This window comes from Acinetobacter sp. YH12027 (genome assembly GCF_013420085.1).
Classification (GTDB): Bacteria; Pseudomonadota; Gammaproteobacteria; order Pseudomonadales; family Moraxellaceae; genus Acinetobacter; species Acinetobacter amyesii.
This window is the reverse complement of record NZ_VOYW01000012.1, coordinates 59,996-78,343: the sequence shown is the minus strand read 5'-3', so window position 1 is coordinate 78,343 and position 18,348 is coordinate 59,996. Positions and strand designations below refer to the sequence as shown.

Sequence of the window (18,348 nt, the reverse complement as noted above, 5' to 3'; positions counted from 1 at the left end):
CTATCATCAACGTTTTTTTAAACTCATTAATTGAGTATTAAAATACCATATTAATTATTAAGTTGCTGAATTAAATAAATAATTAAATAAAAATTATAAAATTTTGTTTGTATATAAATATATTTAAGTTTGTATGTTTTTGCTAAATACAAAATCAACCCGCTTCAGATATGATTAATTATCCACCAAAACCCACAGGTCTTCTGTATGGCAAAAATTATAAAAAACTATGAAGAACTAGTAACAGAAGGGTATGGCCAGGGCCATGGACGCGATTATAAAGCTTGTAAAACTGTTCAAAACTTCAGTTCAATTGGTCGCTCTCACAGAGTACAAGGCCGTGTCAGTAAACGTCTTCATCACTTATTTTCTGATCTAGAGCTATCTACCTTTTTACTGCTTGACTGGAATCAGAACGTTACAGATATTCGCGAGCATTATCCTTTGGATATCTATGATCTTAACTCCATCTGTTCTCGTTTCCGAATGAAAAAAGTGTCGATTGACTATATACCTTTTACCCTATCTTCAGATTTTTTAGTTGATTTTGGTAAGTTTTCTATAGCCCTTGACACTCTTTACAGCAAAGATCTGAATAAAGCTCATGTTATTGAGTCATTAGAAATTAAACGTCGCTACTGGGAAGAAGAGCACAATACGCCGTTCAAGCTGATTACTGAAAAAGACATTCCTGCGACGGTACTAGAGAATATTAAATGGCTGTATGTAGAAAAAAATGATCTTGAAATAACGAATCACATGATTGATCAAGCAGTTTATCTTATGGAAGAAATTAGCCAGTATCCTCAAAGCTCCTTAATCACCTTCTGCAAGCATATTGACCAAACTCAAAAACTGGGTATCGGAACGACGCTCGCATTGTTCAGAAAACTATTTGCACTGCGAATACTGCAATTTAATCTAGAAATTTCGTACTTGGAGCTTAAACTCTCTGATATTCATGCAAGTAATTTGCTCCAGAATGAGAATACAGTCCATGCAACTAATTAATTCAGTTTACATCTTGAATTCAACACAATACCGAATACTCAAATTCCTACCGCAGCATACGGTATGGATTTCTATTGATAATAAAAATGCATTCCCTGAACTCATTTTGTCCAAGGAGCTTCAAACTCTCTCAGATGATCAAAGCCTGATACCAGCACAAGATCCTTATGAATACTTAAAACGATTAAACTTGAGTGAAGATTCTATTCAACTCAAAAAAAGAGAGGAAAACTTTTCAATTATTCAAGAGCTAATTAATGATGAACAAGTTCTTATCAATGCAAAAATAAGAACAGCAAAAGTTAAAATGATACATCTGGAAAAAGAGGTATCAATTAATAAAATTCTACGACTACTAAGACGTTACTGGCAACGTGGGCAAACTATAAATGCTTTGGTACCTGACTATGAAAACTCAGGTGGAAAAGGCCAAAAAAGAGTTATAGGTAATAAAAAGATTGGCAGACCACGAATCTATGAATCAAGTGAAGGTAAGAATGTCACTGAACAGGTTGAATTGTATTTTAAGAAAGCCATCGAAGAGTATTTAATTCCTATCAAAAAACAATCCATTAACGAAACTTATCTTCGGTTTAAAAATTCATTTTCTAAGCACTTTCATCAAGTGCAAGCTGCAGATATTCCAACGTATGCTCAATTCTATTATTTTTATAATACGCGATACAGAAATAAGAACAATTCCAAGGAAATTCTGACGAATCAGAAAACCCTGAAAGATCACAAACCTCTGACTTCAACAGCAACCAAGCAAGCAAATGGTCCTGGTGCGCGTTATGAGATAGATTCAACAATTGCTGATATCTACCTTGTATCATCACGAGATCCATCACAGATTATTGGCAGACCTACCGTATATATTGTTATCGATGTATTCAGCCGAATGATTACTGGGCTTTATGTCGGTATGGAAAACAGTTCATTTAACACAGCCATACAATGCCTCAGCGTTGCAATCCAAGATAAAGTGACATTCTGTCAGAGTTACGGCTTGCAAATACAATCGGAAGACTGGCCTATTTATGGTTTACCTAGTGCCATACTTGCAGACCGCGGTGAACTAATTGGATATCAAATTAAACTTCTTGAAAAAAACTTTTCTGTTCGAATTGAAAATGCTCCACCATATCGAAGCGATGCCAAAGGTATTGTGGAGAGGGCTTTCGGAATCATTCAGTCACGCTTTAAATCCTACGAGAATATCGGTGTTGTTTCTGGATTCAAGGAAAAAAAGAAAGGCGGACATGATTATCGCCTAGAAGCTTGTCTGACTCTAGAAGAGTTCAGAAAAATCATATTAAGCTGCGTCTTATTACGCAATAATTTTGACGTTTTGACAAAATATGATCGCAGTGCCGATATGCCAACTGACCTGCCTTCTATCCCTCTTAAGCTCTGGCAGTGGGGCCTACAGCACCGTACTGGGATGTTGAGACAAGTGGATAACAAATCACTATATGTTGGCTTGCTACCTAGGATCGATGCATCCTTAAGTGATAAAGGACTTAAAGTCAAAGGATTAGTCTATCAATGTTTGGAAATGCATCAACAAGGCTGGTTTATTCGTAACACGACCAAATCCCGCCCGAAAAAGTTGCGGATTGGTTTTGACCCATACTCAGTAAATACCATTTATGTTTTCTTTGATGAAAATAAATTGGAATACTGGGAAGCCCACTTAAGTGATGCCTCACGTCAATATCAGCATCTGACCTGGTGGGAAGCTGAACAAATTCAAAAAGCAATCAAAACTGTTGAAAAACAACATTCACAACTAAAGTCTGTAGCCATTAGTGAATTACAGGATTTTACTGACAAAATCATCCACACAGCACAGAGCCGGCAGGCTCAAGCAGGAGTTCACCAACTTTCTAAAGCACAACGTACTCGGGATATTCGTCAGAACAAACAAGAAGCAATTCAGGTGGAACGTGAGGAACATCTCCAAAATAGGTCCGTCAATTCTATCCGGACTATCCATTCCAACCAAGACAATACTCCAACACCCCCATCTCACAGCAGCAATCTGGATTTGACCAGTCAACCAGACTTAATGAGACAATTATTTGAAGAGGACGATGAAGAATGAATAATAATGAACTCGCGGTCAACACATCGATAGAAGATATCTATGGGAATAATCCTCTCATTACTCAATTACCGCCTATCCTTGACACAAAATCGGTCATTAAACACCTACGAGGGAAACTGAAATTTATTCCAGAACAGCGTTTCTTACCCCAACCAGAAAGAATCCATCTGATTGCTCAGTTGCCTCATGATTTTTTTCAACCACTGACCAAACATCTATCCCTTGAGCAAAAAATTTCTATTATGATTCGGCAAGGTTACGTGAGCAGAAACATCACTAATGGGGATAGACATCGACATTTACACGCTGCTTTTCAGCAACTAGAACCTTCAAAAGAAAGCACTTATCGCTATGCACCCCCCGAGTCGACTGCAACGAGCATGTCAATCATAGGCTGTTCCGGAAGCGGTAAAACAACAACAATGAACAAGATTTTGCGTTATTACCCACAAGTAATTGAACATAAAGAGCTAGGATTAAAACAAATTGTTTATCTTAAAATTGATTGTCCGCATGACAGCTCTTTAAAAAACTTATGCTCAAACTTTTTTAGGGCAGTAGATTTAGCATTAGGCGATACGAACTTCGAGCATCGTTTCACTAGAAGCCGCTTAAATGTGAATGCCATGTTGCAGCAGATGAAAATAATCGCAAATAGTTTTTCCATTGGACTTTTAATTATCGATGAAATCCAGCATTTAAATACAAAAAAATCTGGCGGAGCAGAGATCATTCTTAACTTCTTTGTCACACTTGTGAATGTAGCATCTATTCCAATCGTAATGATCGGGACACCTAAAGCCAATGAAATTCTACAAGAAGACTTGAGATCAGCTAGACGCAGTGCTGGATTAGGCTCTTTAATCTGGGAACCTATGCGCAATGAAGTACCCACTCCCGATCCTAGCACCCCTGATCAAATGATCATTTCTGAATGGTATGCTTTCACCAACAAGCTGTGGCAATATCAATGGGTTCAACAACCAGCTGAACTGACCGATGAATTAAGAAACACTTGGTATTATTATACGCAGGGCATTCCAGATTTAGTGGTTAAACTGTTCTGCTTGGTGCAGATTCATGCAATCACCATTGGTCTGGAAAAAATTACATCTGAACTTTTTAAAAAAGTCTACGAAGAACAATTACAGCCAGTCCACGATATTTTGGATGCACTCCGCTCAGGCAACCCCACACGTATTGCACGGTATTCTGACTTAACTATCCCTCAAGTTCAAATTGAGGAATATGTTGAACAACACCGTTTAAAAGCTGCATTAAAAACGGAAATACAGCGTAAAGATCTAGGACCACATTATTCCACACTTATAGGTATGCTAACGGCCTTAGGTCACCCCGCTGCTACAATAGATCTGCATGTCACTTCTGCATTAAAAAAATATCCAAACGAGAACTTACAGGTACTACTCCAGCATATTCTGGAAGTATTAGACGGCTCTGTAGCAAAAGATAAATTGGACCAGCCTCAGACCACAACTTCGGTAAGAAAACCAAGAACATCACGCAAAGTCATGAAAGCAGAAGAATGGAAGAGCACTGAAGCCAATGACTTACGGAATTTTTTCAGTCAAGCACAAGAAAAGGAAGTAGATGTTTATGAGCTATTAAAATCATCTCACTATTTGTTTGATCCCACCTCTCCTGTGTTGCATTAAACAAAAAATAGAGAGTAAGTGTATTATGATTTCAAATTTTCCAATACCATATCCAGATGAGTTAATTTACAGTGTGATTGCACGTTATGCTATTCACAATGGAATTTTAAGTCCCAAATACCTTACTGAAGAATTATTCAATAATAGAAATTTGACGCCAACTTACGATTTACCGTCTTACATAGACAAATTGGCCAGTTATCTACCAGATTGCTATGATGCACTCCATTTAATCAACCAGCACACCTTATTACCAATTTATCAACCATTTCAACCTGATACAGTGATGCGTTATGCTGTACATGTATTACAGGGTGAACAGTATCAATCATTACATACCAAGTTGGGAAAAAATGCGTCGCGAATCAAATCTGTGAATTTTTTTCGGTTCTGTCCGCATTGTTGGCAAGAACAGATGGAACAATATGGTGAAGTGTATTGGAAACGTAGCTGGCAGATTACAGGATATGAATATTGTATAAAGCATGAATCTGCCCTTTTTGTCAGCTCTGTTCCTTGCAATGGGCTAGACCGAAGATTTTATAATGCTCATTTAAATGTCCTTATTGACTCCTCACAACTTTTTATTAATTCACAAGACTTAAAGCGTCATCTAGAGTTAGCAAAAATAATCGAGGATCTACTTATTCAATCTAGCCATAATGCAGTACAAGATGTTTCGATTTTATCAAATGCCTACTTCAATCTATTGAAAGACAGAGACTTACTGTCAGGTCAAAAAAATATCAATTACGAAAAAGTCCGTCAGCTTGTTGTCGATTATTGGGGCGAAAGTTTTCTTCAATATTATCAATTAGGTGATCTGAGCTCTGAGAACTGCTGGCTCAAAAATATGTGCAGGAAACATCGTAAAGCATTTTCTTATCTTGAGCATTGCATTGTATTAAAATCGCTGGTTCCAGAGCAAAAACCAATTGAAACATATAAGCAATATGTTAGCTTAGCATCTATAGAAAAAACAAACTTAGATCAGCAGCACGAAGCTCCCCCTGTATGGGTTAATAATAAAATAGATATGATATTATCTGAAGATCAAAAACAATGGACAAAATTAATTCAGAAAAATTCTGTTAAGCAGGCACGTCAATGTGATCCTGCACTTTACGCTCGGTTATATCGTAATCATAAGAACTGGCTATTACTGACAAATAAATCTGCTGTGGTATTACCTTCAGCCATTCCCAAGCCACGTGTAGATTGGAAAAAGCGAGATCAACAATTGATTAAACAACTCATCAAAATCCGGGATCAATTATTAGAAGATCTCGACTCTCCACAATGGACAAAAAAGTTTTTTATTAAGCAACTTGGCTCGGTAAGTATGATTGAAAAAAACTGGAGGTTTTTACCACTCACCACCGCCTTTCTAGAGCGTTACGCTGAGTCTGTAGATTGTTATCAAATACGCCGTCTTACACGAACATTTATTCGCCAATACACTGAAAATCAGTTCTATCCACCGAGTGTTTTTCTTCGACTATCCGGATTAAGCCCTGAACGATTAACGCCAGAAGCTCGTAGATTTTTTAATAGTATTTGGGGGTGAAATTAAAAATGAGTGATTGTCTGATCGAATATTTACCGAAAGATATGATTTATTATACTGCGAAAAAAATTAGTCGACATGGTCAAACTCGGTTTGATATTGATACTTGTTTATTTAACCCTCTTATTAAACGGTATATTCATCTTAAATTGCCAATTGAAAGTATTCTTCTTTATTACCATAAAACTCCAATTGCCAATCCTGATCCACAGAAATTATTTAACCACACCCTGAAATCAGTGGATTTTTCAGCGCTCAACGTTTTAGATTTATCCAAGAACAATTATCAAAAAACGCATAACGGTCAGTTATACTTTGAGTTTAATTATGATTCACCCATATTAAAGAAAAATATGACAATTCTTTTACCTAAGCTTATTCTTGCTCGGGATCTATTTTTTTCACACCCCTATCTTTTACGTGCAGCACTTTTTGCAGAAAATTATTCAACAGATATTTTAGTGGATATGAATGATGAAAATGCTATACATATTAATATTGCGCAAAACAAAAAAATTATGAGAGCTGATATCTCTGATCCTCATTTTTTAAAGAAGCTCGCTTTAATTTTATTACAGCCGGACTTAAATAAGGCCTTCCTTAGTATTTATCAAAAAACAATTGTTGATCAAAAAGGTGTTAAAAGCTTTAATTTTGATATGGAAGCTCCTAATATCAAAAATATTAACCTAACAGTAGAGGGTATTTTTAATAAAAAAACAGGTATTTACAGAATTGAGCGCATCACGTCTTTCAAAAATCTTGATACAGCTATCAACCGCCCTATTCAATTTCATTTCACTTCAAAAAAGATTATACAACAAATAAAAAATGCTCAAGGACAAAATCCCAAGCAGTCAACACCAACATGTCCACCTAGAGAAAAATTAAATCAAAAAGCTGATGCAGATATCGATAAACTAATAGCCAAACTAAGAAACCTCCCAGGAAAAATTTATACGATAGAAGAATTAAAAATTTCTTTAGAGACGCCCCCTTCCGAAACTACCATACGGCAAAGACGAAAGCAGATGGATAAAGACCAAAATCAAGAAGAAGGATTTGCTGGCGGAGAAGGAGATATAGAGGGTACTCTGCCTGGAGTTACAACAGAATCAGATATTCAACTAGAGCGAGTCACTCATAAAGACTTGATTAAGGTATTGGACAAAATTGAACAAAAAGGATATGAAATCAAAGAAATTAAGAATTCACCGTTTAAAAAATATAAACGTTTCCGAGGCCACAAGTTTTCTAACGCCAATCAACTACGATACTTTTATGTCTATAGAATTATAAACACAAAAAATGATGAACAATTCTATCTATGTGAAATTGATACATCAGATGGAAAAAAGAACATCTCTACACTATTACTCCGATATGAAGAAAAAACTCAATTATTAATTGAGATAGATTTCGAAAAATTAAACAATTCAATACTTTCTCAATCACTCAGTTGGCCTAAAAAGTTTATATCTGAAGTAAGAGGTATTACCGCCTTTACTACAATTAATCATCCTTCAAAAAAGGAACAACTAGACGATGTAAATTATTATGTTGACTGGGCTCAACGGATCTTAGCAAAGGTAAAATCAATATAAAGGTTAAACAGTATCTTGGCATATAGGAGCGATTTTCCTTCTATAATCATACCTTCCTTACTTCGCAGGAATTATTTCGAGAATTTAGATGACACAACTTACTTGTTTTAAAGCCTATGACATTCGCGGCAAACTTGGTACAGAACTCAATGAAGAGATTGCTTATAAAATTGGCCGTGCCTATGGGCAAATTTATCAACCTAAAACAGTGGTTGTGGGCTGCGACATCCGTCTCAGCAGTGAAGATTTAAAACAAGCCACCATCAAAGGTCTGAATGATGCGGGTGTTGATGTATTAGATTTAGGTATGACGGGGACTGAAGAAGTCTATTTCGGTGCCTTTCATCTAGATGTTCAAGGTGGGATCGAAATCACGGCAAGCCACAACCCGATGGACTATAACGGCATGAAATTGGTCCGCGAAAATGCACGTCCGATTGGAGCCGATTCAGGGTTAAAAGAAATTCGCTTATTGGCTGAATCAGGCAACTTTAATGAAGTTATCACTAAAGGCAAAACTGAAAAATACAATATTCTTCCTGAATATATTGATCATTTAATGTCTTATATTGATCCTGCCAAAATTCGCCCACTCAAATTGGTCATGAATGCGGGTAACGGCGCTGCTGGTCATGTGGTTGATGCCATTGAAGCAAAATTTAAACAGCTCAATATGCCTGTTGAATTTGTCAAAATTTACAATGATGCCGATGGTACTTTCCCGAATGGTATTCCCAACCCAATTTTAGTTGAAAATCGTGACAGTACTCAAAATGCAGTGCTTGAACATGCTGCGGATATGGGCATTGCTTGGGATGGTGACTTTGACCGCTGTTTCCTGTTTGATGAGAAAGGTCAATTTATTGAAGGCTATTATATTGTTGGACTCTTAGCTCAAGCATTTTTACTCAAGCAAGCTGGTGAAAAAATTGTGCATGACCCACGTCTTGTATGGAATACCTTTGATGTCATTGAACAATACCAAGGTGAAGCCATTCAGTCTAAATCAGGGCATTCATACATCAAAGAAAAAATGCGTGAGCACAATGCAGTGTATGGCGGTGAAATGTCAGCGCATCATTACTTCCGTGATTTTGCTTACTGTGACAGTGGTATGATTCCTTGGTTATTGGCAATTTCTGTACTCTCAGAAACCCAGCAAACATTGTCTTCACTGGTTGAAGGTATGATTGAAAAGTTCCCTTGTTCGGGTGAAATCAATTTTAAAGTTGCGGATACTCAAGCCACCATTCAAAAGATTTTTGATCACTTTGCCGATCAAAATCCTGCAATTGATGAAACGGATGGTGTCAGTCTGAATTTTGGTGCATGGCGTCTAAATGTACGTGCTTCCAATACTGAACCTTTATTACGTCTCAATATTGAAAGCCGTAAAGACCAAAATCCGAAACCGATGCAAGCCTACGTGGATGAATTAACACAGCTGATTCAAGGTTAGTATTGTTCTGCATTCCAATAAAAAAAACCATTCAACTTATTCATTAAGTTGAATGGTTTTTTTCTTAGCTCAACTAGAAAGAAATTCTATTTAAGCTGACAACTGATTAAAATAATGAACGATCCAATGGAATTTCGACTCCGATAGACACTCCCGCATCTTGACCATAGACATCAGAATCACTCACCCATCCATTCAGTTTCAATGGCGCATTTGGTTTTAAGTAATGTGTCCAAGTAAGATCTAAAGCTTTAATTTCATCTTTTTGAGTAAATGCCTGATTATTTATCGAATTTGACTGATTCACTTTGGCCACCATTACTCGCCCATTTAAGCGATTCATAACATCAAAGCGAATGTCTCCACCGAAACTTACCATTTGACCATCCCCGCCCATGGCATGCCCTAACGGGAAGCCGTGTTGGTAATAACCATCTTTATAAATATAATGATTATAGGAAATACCTTGTACGTCTCCATTGGTTCGAGTATCAGCCCATTCTGCATACACCTGCAGAGGTAAATTATTTAATTGTGAAGAATAATCGACACCTGCTAAATACATTTTTTTTGAAGGAAGAAGCCCAGCTTCATCTTCACCTACATATTGCCCATAAAGGCTAATCGGGACACCACTCCAGTGGTTTAAATTAAGGCGTGCATCAAAACCCGCAATTTGATTAGACTTATCTAGATTGCCATCATAAAAGTTGTCATTGCCTTTAATTGCATTCCAAAGAGAATCCCAACTTTCTGAACGTCCTTCCCCACCCCACTGAAGCATCCGAGAAGCGCCTAGCTCCAAATAAGACAGTGGCTGAACGGTGACGCGTAAACCTAATAATTTTGCATCTGCAATCGCATTGTAATCATCCAATTGACCTGCAAAGGCTTGATATTGCCAAGGTCCAATCCAAGACAACCATTTTGTTTCAAATGCGTTTTGTTCAGCGCGTTGCATGGTCAAACCATAGACTGGACGACTCGCATCACCTCGAACTAGACTGCCATCATGTCCTGGTCCCCAATAGGTCGGGATTTGTCCAGCAATGAGCCATTGATTCCACCATTTACCCGCAAGATATGAGCCTTCTACATTGACATCCTGCCCATGATCAATGATCGGATCTTTTTCAGCATTGACACGCAGTCTTGCATCCCACTGCGCGCCGCCAGCATTCAATTCAAGCGCTGCTTGATATTGAGACTTTTGCTCATCTGCAAATTGTTGCGGAATATTTTGTGGATCTGTTTCAGCGAATAGTGCCAACTTCACAGACGTATTTTCAGCCTCCAGACTGGCTTTAACTGAATTGAAAACCTTCTGCTGAGCTAGATTTTCAATTTTGGCATTTGACAGAGCACGCTGAATTTCATCGCCGCTCAAAGGCCAGGTTGATGTACTAATTTGAATCACGCCTTGTTGATTTAACCAATTTAAATCTGTGCGTACATCTTGGTTATTTAATACAATCCCTTGAGCAGCAACGGGCAAAGCTAAAGTAGATAATATTGCAAATGATAGAGTTCTAAGGTTTTGATATGTCATAAATTTTTTAAATTAGTTTATCTATCACATATCATAGCGATTTTTTTTAGATAAAAGAAAATAAGTACTAGATTATTTGCACAATCCATACACAATTTGATCTTAAATTCAAACGGGCATGATATTCAGTGTTTTGTATGGCTAAAGCTCTATCGCATTAGCCATACATTCTTAGATGAATCTCAAAGCTGAGATTTAACTCTGATTAAACCCATTAGGATTCAACTTTTGCCAGTTCCAGCTATCCTTCAACATATCTTCTAACCCATATTCAGGCTGCCAACCTAATTCTGCGACTGCACGGGCATTATCGGCAAATGACGTTGCCACATCTCCCTCGCGGCGCGGCACATATTCAAATGGAATCTCAACACCATTCACCTTCTCAAAGGTATCTCGAATTTGTTTAACCGAAATTCCATTGCCTGTGCCGATATTCCAAGCGCGGCATCCTTGTGCATTTAAGCGATTATGTAAGGCACATAAATGTGCATTGGCCAAATCCACCACATGGATATAATCACGTACACCCGTACCATCTAGCGTGTCATAATCATTGCCAAAGATTGCTAATTTTTCACGGCGACCAACTGCCACTTGAGTGACATAAGGCATTAAGTTATTCGGAATCCCTTGCGGGTCTTCGCCAATTTGACCACTCTGATGTGCGCCCACCGGGTTAAAATAACGTAGCAAGGCAATCGACCAACGCTCATCTGCAGCCGAGAGTTTTTCCAACAACTGCTCAACAATCAGTTTGGTGTAGCCATAGTTGTTGCTTGGCATACCTGTAGGCATGTCTTCATTTAATGGCGATACATTGGCTTCATCATAAACCGTCGCAGATGAACTAAACACCAGCTTAAACACTTGAGCACGTTCCATGGCTTTGACCAAACTAATCGAACCCGAAATATTGTTTTCAAAATATTTTAGCGGCTCTTTCTGACTTTCACCCACGGCTTTTAAACCTGCAAAATGAATCACCGCATCAATCTGATGCTCTTGAAAAATTTGCTCTAAAATCTGCTGATCGAGGATATCGCCTTCAACAAAGTCTAATTTTTTAGCTGCCAGTGCCTGAACACGTGCTAATGACTCGACAGAACTGTTGGATAAATTATCCAGTACGACAACTTCATGCCCTGCGGTTAAAAGTTCAATACAGGTATGTGAACCAATATAACCCGCACCACCAGTTACTAAAATTTTAGCCATTATTCTTTCCTAATAGTATCTGCAATAAACCTTGTGTTGAGGCGTCTAGCGCAGAAAGATCATTCTGTTCCCCATTCAAAATAGGTAGTAACTGATTGGCAATTTCCTTACCTTTTTCTACGCCCCATTGATCGAAAGGATTGATATTCCAAAGCACTGATTGTACAAATACCTTATGTTCATACATCGCGATTAGCATACCCAAGCTATAAGGATTCAGTTCTTGCAATAAAATGGTTGAACTCGGTTGATTGCCTTCATATTTTTTATATTCAGGCAAATTTTGCACTTCATTTTGATCTAATGCTTGATTACCAAATGCCAGCAAGCGCGATTGCGCCAAGCAATTGGATAAGGCCAAATGATGCTGTTCAACTAGCGCCTCTGCATTATCGACATAGGTAAATTGTTGCGCCTTATAACGCTGTACCGGGGCAATAAAATCACAACTGACGGCCTGACTGCCCTGATGCAATAATTGGTAAAAAGCATGCTGTGCATTCGGACCCACTTCGCCCCAAATAATCGGACAGGTATCCCAATTAACTTTTTGACCATTACGCTGAATCGACTTACCATTCGACTCCATTTCCAACTGCTGCAAATAAGAGGCGAAATATTTCAAACGTCCGTCATAAGGCAATACCGCATGGGTTTGAATATCAAGAAAATTATTATTCCAAGCCCCCAATAAACCCATCAATACAGGAATATTTTGTTCAAAGGGTGCAGTCTGAAAATGCTGATCTATGGCATGAGCACCTGCCAATAGCTGTTTAAAACCTTGAACCCCGATCGTCAGTGCAATCGGTAAGCCGATGCATGACCAGAGTGAATAGCGACCACCGACCCAATCCCAAAGCAAAAATTGATTTTCAGCGGCAATGCCCCATTCGGTCATTTTATCTGCTTTGGTTGATACGCCAATAAAATGATGTTTTAAAATTTGTGATTCTTGTCCAAGTGCTTTTTCAAGCCATAAACGCACCGTTTGCGCATTGGATAAGGTATCAATCGTCCCAAAGGATTTAGAGGAAATAATAAACAGCGTGGTTTCAGGGCGAAGTTGATGCAATAAATCTGAAAGCTGGCTACCGTCTATCGTCGACACAAAATGCATATTAAGCGGTTTTTGCGTGGCTTTTTTAAAGTCAGATAAAGCATGACTGACCATCAGCGGTCCTAAGTCTGACCCACCGACCCCAATATTGACCACATCCTGAATCACTTCACCCGTGGCACCACGGTATTGGCCTGCATGGATTTTTTCCACCAAGGCATACATACGCTCAAGCTGGGTATGCACTTGCTCAGTCAATGCAGCGTAGGCATCGGTCTGTTCGGAAGCGCATGCTGCTGTACTGGTCGCAGGCAAACGCAAGGCCCAATGCATCGCATCGCGCTGTTCGGTATAGTTGATTTTCTCTGAGCCCGTTGCCGTTGAAAATAAACGTCCAATCCACTCAGCAAGCTGACGCTGCTGTGCAAACTGAACCAGAGTCTGCAACACCTTGGCATCAATCCGATGCTTACTATAGTCAAACAGCACGCTGTCCAAAGCCACCGAGAAACGCTGAAAACGCTGTGGATCTTGAGCAAACAGCTGATTTAAATGCAGTTGCTGAAACTGTTGCTGTAATTGTTGTAACTGCGGCAAAGCATTGTCACTTTGGGATATCGAGGTTTGCGTCTGTGGCATTGTGCTACGAATCATTAGCGACCTACTCCCATATAAGCAAAACCTTGTGCCTTCACAAATTCAGGATCATAAATATTACGACCATCCAAAATCAGCGGATGCTGCATCTGCTGCAACAAAGTTGGATAATCTAAACTCCAATATTGTTTCCACGCAGTCAACACACATAATGCCGATGCCCCCTCTACCGCTTGATATTGGTCTGCACATAAAATCAGATCATCACGCTGGCCATACTGTGCCACAATTTCAGGCAAAGCTTGTGGATCGTGCAGTTTTACCGTCACACCCTGCGCCCACAACGCAGGCAACATCACATGAATGGGAGAATGTTGCACCCGTGCTGTATTTTCTTTAAAGGCCGCGCCCCAAATCGCCACAGTTTTGCCGTTTAAATCACCCTGATAATAATTCCATAGCTTTCTAAACAAGAGTTCTTTTTGTTGTTCATTAATGTCCCAGACCTGCGCCAACAGCTGACTTTTCACCCCTGTGGTGGATACGGTACTGGCCAGAGTCTGAATATCATGACTAAAGTTTTCACCACCAAACCCCGCACCAGGATACATATATGATGCACCAATACGGCTATCTGCCGCCATACCCTGCCGCACATGCTCAATATCAATTCCCAGTTTTTCTGCCACCACCGCCAAGTCATTGATATAACTGATACGAGTCGCCAACATGCCTGAAATACTCAGTTTGGTAAATTCTGCATCCAACACAGGCATAAACAGATATTGCTGCGCACGTGGGAATAAGGGGCGGAGTAATTCTTTGAGTTTGACTTGCGCACGTTCATTTTCACAACCCACCGTGAGTTGCTGTGCGCGGGTCATACTTTGAATGGCATTGCCCTCTTGAATCATGTCGGGCAAATACATCCAGTCATCTTGTGGCAAGATTTTTTGCAGGCGCTGTGTGCCATTTAAACCCAAAGTCGAGGCATTGATCATCAGTTTAGGATGAATAATCGGACGTTGTTGCAACTGCCTCAAAACGGTTAAGGCGTGTGCTTCTTCAGTCGGGTTCAAACTGAGTAAATACACATCCACATCTAAAGGCAACGCAGCAAAATCACAATAGTGTAAAAAGCCTTTGCTGCATTGTTGTTGTAATAACAGGCTCAAAGCTTGGTCTTGAAAGCTGAGATGTTGCTGTTCGAGTGGATGAGCAGCATCCTGAAAGATATCGCACCAATAGACGTGATGCCCACATTCTGCCAAGAGTGCAGACATCACGCCTGCATAGAGGGTTTTTCCAAAGACTGCGACTTTCAAAATGTGTTCCTGTGTATTGGTTGATGCTGTTTACTTCACGTGGGTTCCTCCCTGAGCAAGAGTTTAAGCACTGCTTTAAATTCTTGCGTAAGAAGGGAGGCTAGGAGAGATTTTCTAATCTCCCCCCCCTTAATCACCTTTATGACTCAAGCTTTAACTCTTGAATCAAGGCTTTAAAATCATCGCCTAATTTTGGATGATCGAGTCCATAATGCAACACTGCTTTTAAGTAACCCAACTTGCTGCCACAGTCAAAAGTCTGACCTTGCATACGGTAAGCTTCCACCACACTATTTTGCTGCAACATGGCAATCGCATCGGTCAATTGAATTTCATTGCCCGCCCCTTTAGGGGTGTTTTCAAGTAAAGTCATAATTTCTGCAGGCAAGACGTAACGCCCCACCACCGATAAATTAGAAGGTGCCGTGCCTACTGCAGGTTTTTCGACAATGCCCTGCATCACGGTACTTTCACCTTCAGCAGGTGCTGCGGCTACATCGACAATACCGTATTGATCGACCAAATGATCTGGCACTGCTTCAACCATAATCTGTGCAGCGTTGCTTTGCTCAAAACGCTGAATCATACGCGCTAAGTCATTTTGTGCAGCATCATCTTTAACCAATACATCGGGTAACAGCACTGCAAAGGCGTCATTGCCCACTACAGATTTAGCACATAAAACCGCATGCCCTAAGCCTAAAGGTTGTGGCTGACGTACACTCACGACACTGACATGTGCAGGTAAAATTTCGGTAATTTCTTTGAGCAAATCCAATTTTTGTTTTTGTACTAAAGTGGTTTCTAACTCAAAGTTACGGTCAAAGTAGTTTTCAATGGAGGCCTTAGAGGAATGGGTCACCAAAATAATTTGCTCAATCCCTGCTGCAACTGCCTCGCGCACTACATATTCAATCGCAGGACGATCGACCACGGTCACCATTTCTTTAGGGATAGATTTACTGGCAGGTAAAAAACGGGTGCCTAAACCTGCAACGGGTAAAATGGCTTTTTTAATCATCTCAGATACCTAATTTCACACAAATTTTTTAGTTAAATTTTACTCATCAACAAGTTGAACTGACTTACTTCAACTTAGTTTTTGAAATTTAGTTCACCTTAATTTCTGTACCACGTACATAACCATCAACATAGTGTTCCAGCTGTGCCAAAGCCCAGTCGATATCACTTTGAATTGCAGTTAAGTCATGCATACGTTCAAATACCAACAGCAATTCATCTAACGGGTACATTTTTTCAAAAGAACGTAAAATACGGCTATGTTGAGTAATTTCGGTATTGTCTGAATCAATCAACAATTCTTCATAGAGTTTTTCGCCTGGGCGTAAACCTGAATATTGAATTTCAATATCACCTTCCTGACTGCCTGTTTCACGTACTTTTAAACCACTTAGTGCAATCATTTGACGGGCCAAGTCCTGAATGCGTACAGGTTCCCCCATATCCAGCAGGAATACATCGCCCCCCTGACCTAAAGCACCCGCCTGAATCACCAATTGCGAGGCTTCTGGAATGGTCATAAAGTAACGGGTGACTTCAGGATGGGTGACGGTGATTGGACCACCTATGGCAATTTGTTGCTTAAATAAAGGAACAACTGAACCGGAAGAACCTAAAACATTACCAAAACGAACAATACTAATTTGTGTTTGGTTTTGAGCCTCAGCCATCGCTTGACAATACAACTCCGCCATTCGCTTGGAAGCACCCATGACATTGGTGGGACGCACGGCTTTATCGGTAGAAATGAGTACAAAGGTTTCTACACCTGTTTTGACCGCTGCATTTAAGCTAAATGCCGTACCAATGGCGTTGTTTTTCAGACCTGCCAATGGGTTGCATTCTACCAAGGGCACGTGTTTGTAAGCAGCCGCATGGTACACAGTTTGAACCCTATACTGCTCCATCACTCGCTCTAGTTTGGCCTGATCGAGCACTGAACCTAAAATCGGGATAATCGTGACATCACTATTTAAACGTAATTCTTTGTCAATACTATATAAGGCAAATTCGGTCAGTTCATAAATTACCAAGGCTTTGGGTTTATTTTTGACAATTTGGCGACACAGTTCAGAACCAATAGAACCACCCGCGCCTGTGACCAAGACCATTTTGTCTTGAATATTTTTAGCCAACAGTTCGGGGACTGGCGGCACAGGATCACGCCCAAGCAAGTCAATAATATCGACTTCCTGAATATCCGATACGCGAATTTCACCATCGACCAGTTTGGTCAGTCCTGGAATTTCGGTAATTTTAATATGTGCAGGCTCTAAGAATTTGACGATCTCACTTTTACGCATCCGTCCTACAGAAGGCAGTGCAATCAAAATTTCATCGACATTTTTTTTAGCCAGAAATTTTAATGCGCTGTCTGCGTCATAAACTCTTAAACGTCCCAACTGCTGCCCAGTGAGTGACGGATCATCATCAATAAACAACACGGGTAAGTGTTCATCGGAATTGTATAGTGCTGCTGCAATTTGCTGTCCTGCATTGCCTGCGCCATAAATCGCCACACGTTTTTTTTGTACATCGGCTTGTAAATAAGAACGCACGATAAAGCGAATAAAGCCACGGCTAAACCAAACCCATGCGAACATGAGAAATCCGAACATGAGCGGAATAGAGGTGGGAATAAAGGCATCGGTAAAATAAGCCAAAGCATACAACCCAGCCACAGTCAAAGAGGTGCCTAGCCCCAATTTAACCATAAACAGTTCGCTGTAGGTGCGCACAATAAAGCGATACACCCCAAAAATAAACAGCGATATAACTGCAATCACACTCACCCATACCGAACCAAAAGCCAAATTGGGTACAACTTCTGCCCCCAAATCAAACTGACGAATGGCATAACATAGCCACAGCAATACAGGAAATACACAAAAGTCCAGCACCATTAAAAATGCAAGTTTGACTAAGCGGGGGGATTCTACAGCAGGTTCGATAATGGATTTCACGGAAAGAAACTTCTCAATTTTTTACTGAGGATGGTTTGGATGAGATATCTTAAAACAACCCTCAGTTCACACTATTTTTATAAAAGTAAGATATATGACTTTGCAATATTTTACTCTGTTTTCGGTTTAAAGATTAGATGACTCTATCGCGCTGCAATAGCCTAATTATGTAAAGCTGCACCAACTAA

At 39.6% G+C, this 18,348-nt stretch carries 12 protein-coding genes; 6 read left to right on the top strand and 6 right to left on the bottom strand.

The genetic code is table 11. The annotated features are described in order from the left end of the window. Positions 1–207 precede the first annotated feature (207 nt). From FTT94_RS05815 to FTT94_RS05790, 6 genes are all read left to right on the top strand, one after another. Positions 208–1,011 (top strand): TnsA endonuclease C-terminal domain-containing protein, encoded by an 804-nt coding sequence (locus FTT94_RS05815; protein WP_180170398.1) that lies wholly within the window; start codon positions 208–210, stop codon positions 1,009–1,011. Further along, a complete protein-coding gene (locus tag FTT94_RS05810) occupies positions 998–3,118 on the top strand; it encodes a Mu transposase C-terminal domain-containing protein (RefSeq protein WP_180170397.1) in 2,121 nt (706 codons plus the stop codon). Before FTT94_RS05815 ends, FTT94_RS05810 begins: the two co-directional genes overlap by 14 nt. Further along, positions 3,115–4,797 (top strand): AAA family ATPase, encoded by a 1,683-nt coding sequence (locus tag FTT94_RS05805; protein ID WP_180170396.1) that lies wholly within the window; start codon positions 3,115–3,117, stop codon positions 4,795–4,797. Before FTT94_RS05810 ends, FTT94_RS05805 begins: the two co-directional genes overlap by 4 nt. A 25-nt stretch (positions 4,798–4,822) precedes the next feature. Beyond that, on the top strand, positions 4,823–6,364 hold the full coding sequence (locus tag FTT94_RS05800; protein ID WP_180170395.1) for a TnsD family Tn7-like transposition protein: 1,542 nt from the start codon (positions 4,823–4,825) through the stop codon (positions 6,362–6,364). Positions 6,365–6,372: 8 nt separating this feature from the next. Then, positions 6,373–7,968 (top strand): Tn7-like element transposition protein TnsE, encoded by a 1,596-nt coding sequence (locus tag FTT94_RS05795; protein WP_180105748.1) that lies wholly within the window; start codon positions 6,373–6,375, stop codon positions 7,966–7,968. An 88-nt stretch (positions 7,969–8,056) separates the two neighbouring features. Next, the gene (locus FTT94_RS05790) at positions 8,057–9,427 is read left to right on the top strand and encodes a phosphomannomutase CpsG (RefSeq protein ID WP_180170394.1); all 1,371 of its coding nucleotides are present in this window, start codon (positions 8,057–8,059) and stop codon (positions 9,425–9,427) included. 106 nt (positions 9,428–9,533) lie between these two features. Here the strand turns inward: FTT94_RS05790 and FTT94_RS05785 are convergent, their stop codons facing one another. From FTT94_RS05785 to FTT94_RS05760, 6 genes are all read right to left on the bottom strand, one after another. Beyond that, positions 9,534–10,976 (bottom strand): capsule assembly Wzi family protein, encoded by a 1,443-nt coding sequence (locus tag FTT94_RS05785; protein WP_180170393.1) that lies wholly within the window; start codon positions 10,974–10,976, stop codon positions 9,534–9,536. Positions 10,977–11,171: 195 nt separating this feature from the next. Then, on the bottom strand, positions 11,172–12,194 hold the full coding sequence (gene galE, locus FTT94_RS05780) for a UDP-glucose 4-epimerase GalE (RefSeq protein WP_180170392.1): 1,023 nt from the start codon (positions 12,192–12,194) through the stop codon (positions 11,172–11,174). Beyond that, positions 12,187–13,893 (bottom strand): glucose-6-phosphate isomerase, encoded by a 1,707-nt coding sequence (gene pgi / locus FTT94_RS05775; protein WP_180170414.1) that lies wholly within the window; start codon positions 13,891–13,893, stop codon positions 12,187–12,189. The genes galE and pgi overlap by 8 nt, the downstream gene beginning before the upstream one ends. A 14-nt stretch (positions 13,894–13,907) precedes the next feature. Then, complete coding sequence (locus FTT94_RS05770; RefSeq protein WP_180170391.1) at positions 13,908–15,176, bottom strand: nucleotide sugar dehydrogenase; 1,269 nt, start codon at positions 15,174–15,176, stop codon at positions 13,908–13,910. A 139-nt stretch (positions 15,177–15,315) separates the two neighbouring features. Further along, positions 15,316–16,197, bottom strand: a complete 882-nt coding sequence (galU, locus tag FTT94_RS05765) for a UTP--glucose-1-phosphate uridylyltransferase GalU (RefSeq protein ID WP_180170390.1) — start codon at positions 16,195–16,197, stop codon at positions 15,316–15,318. Between the two features lie 88 nt (positions 16,198–16,285). Beyond that, a complete protein-coding gene (locus tag FTT94_RS05760; protein ID WP_180170389.1) occupies positions 16,286–18,160 on the bottom strand; it encodes a nucleoside-diphosphate sugar epimerase/dehydratase in 1,875 nt (624 codons plus the stop codon). Positions 18,161–18,348: the final 188 nt, after the last annotated feature.

What these genes read in the sequence shown, in the direction of transcription:
- galU (WP_180170390.1), bottom strand. Translation starts at nt 16,197, where the DNA reads ATGATTAAAAAAGCCATTTTACCCGTTGCAGGTTTAGGCACCCGTTTT.
- FTT94_RS05815 (WP_180170398.1), top strand. Translation starts at nt 208, where the DNA reads ATGGCAAAAATTATAAAAAACTATGAAGAACTAGTAACAGAAGGGTAT.
- FTT94_RS05810 (WP_180170397.1), top strand. Translation starts at nt 998, where the DNA reads ATGCAACTAATTAATTCAGTTTACATCTTGAATTCAACACAATACCGA.
- FTT94_RS05790 (WP_180170394.1), top strand. Translation starts at nt 8,057, where the DNA reads ATGACACAACTTACTTGTTTTAAAGCCTATGACATTCGCGGCAAACTT.
- FTT94_RS05800 (WP_180170395.1), top strand. Translation starts at nt 4,823, where the DNA reads ATGATTTCAAATTTTCCAATACCATATCCAGATGAGTTAATTTACAGT.
- pgi (WP_180170414.1), bottom strand. Translation starts at nt 13,893, where the DNA reads ATGCCACAGACGCAAACCTCGATATCCCAAAGTGACAATGCTTTGCCG.
- FTT94_RS05795 (WP_180105748.1), top strand. Translation starts at nt 6,373, where the DNA reads ATGAGTGATTGTCTGATCGAATATTTACCGAAAGATATGATTTATTAT.
- FTT94_RS05785 (WP_180170393.1), bottom strand. Translation starts at nt 10,976, where the DNA reads ATGACATATCAAAACCTTAGAACTCTATCATTTGCAATATTATCTACT.
- galE (WP_180170392.1), bottom strand. Translation starts at nt 12,194, where the DNA reads ATGGCTAAAATTTTAGTAACTGGTGGTGCGGGTTATATTGGTTCACAT.
- FTT94_RS05805 (WP_180170396.1), top strand. Translation starts at nt 3,115, where the DNA reads ATGAATAATAATGAACTCGCGGTCAACACATCGATAGAAGATATCTAT.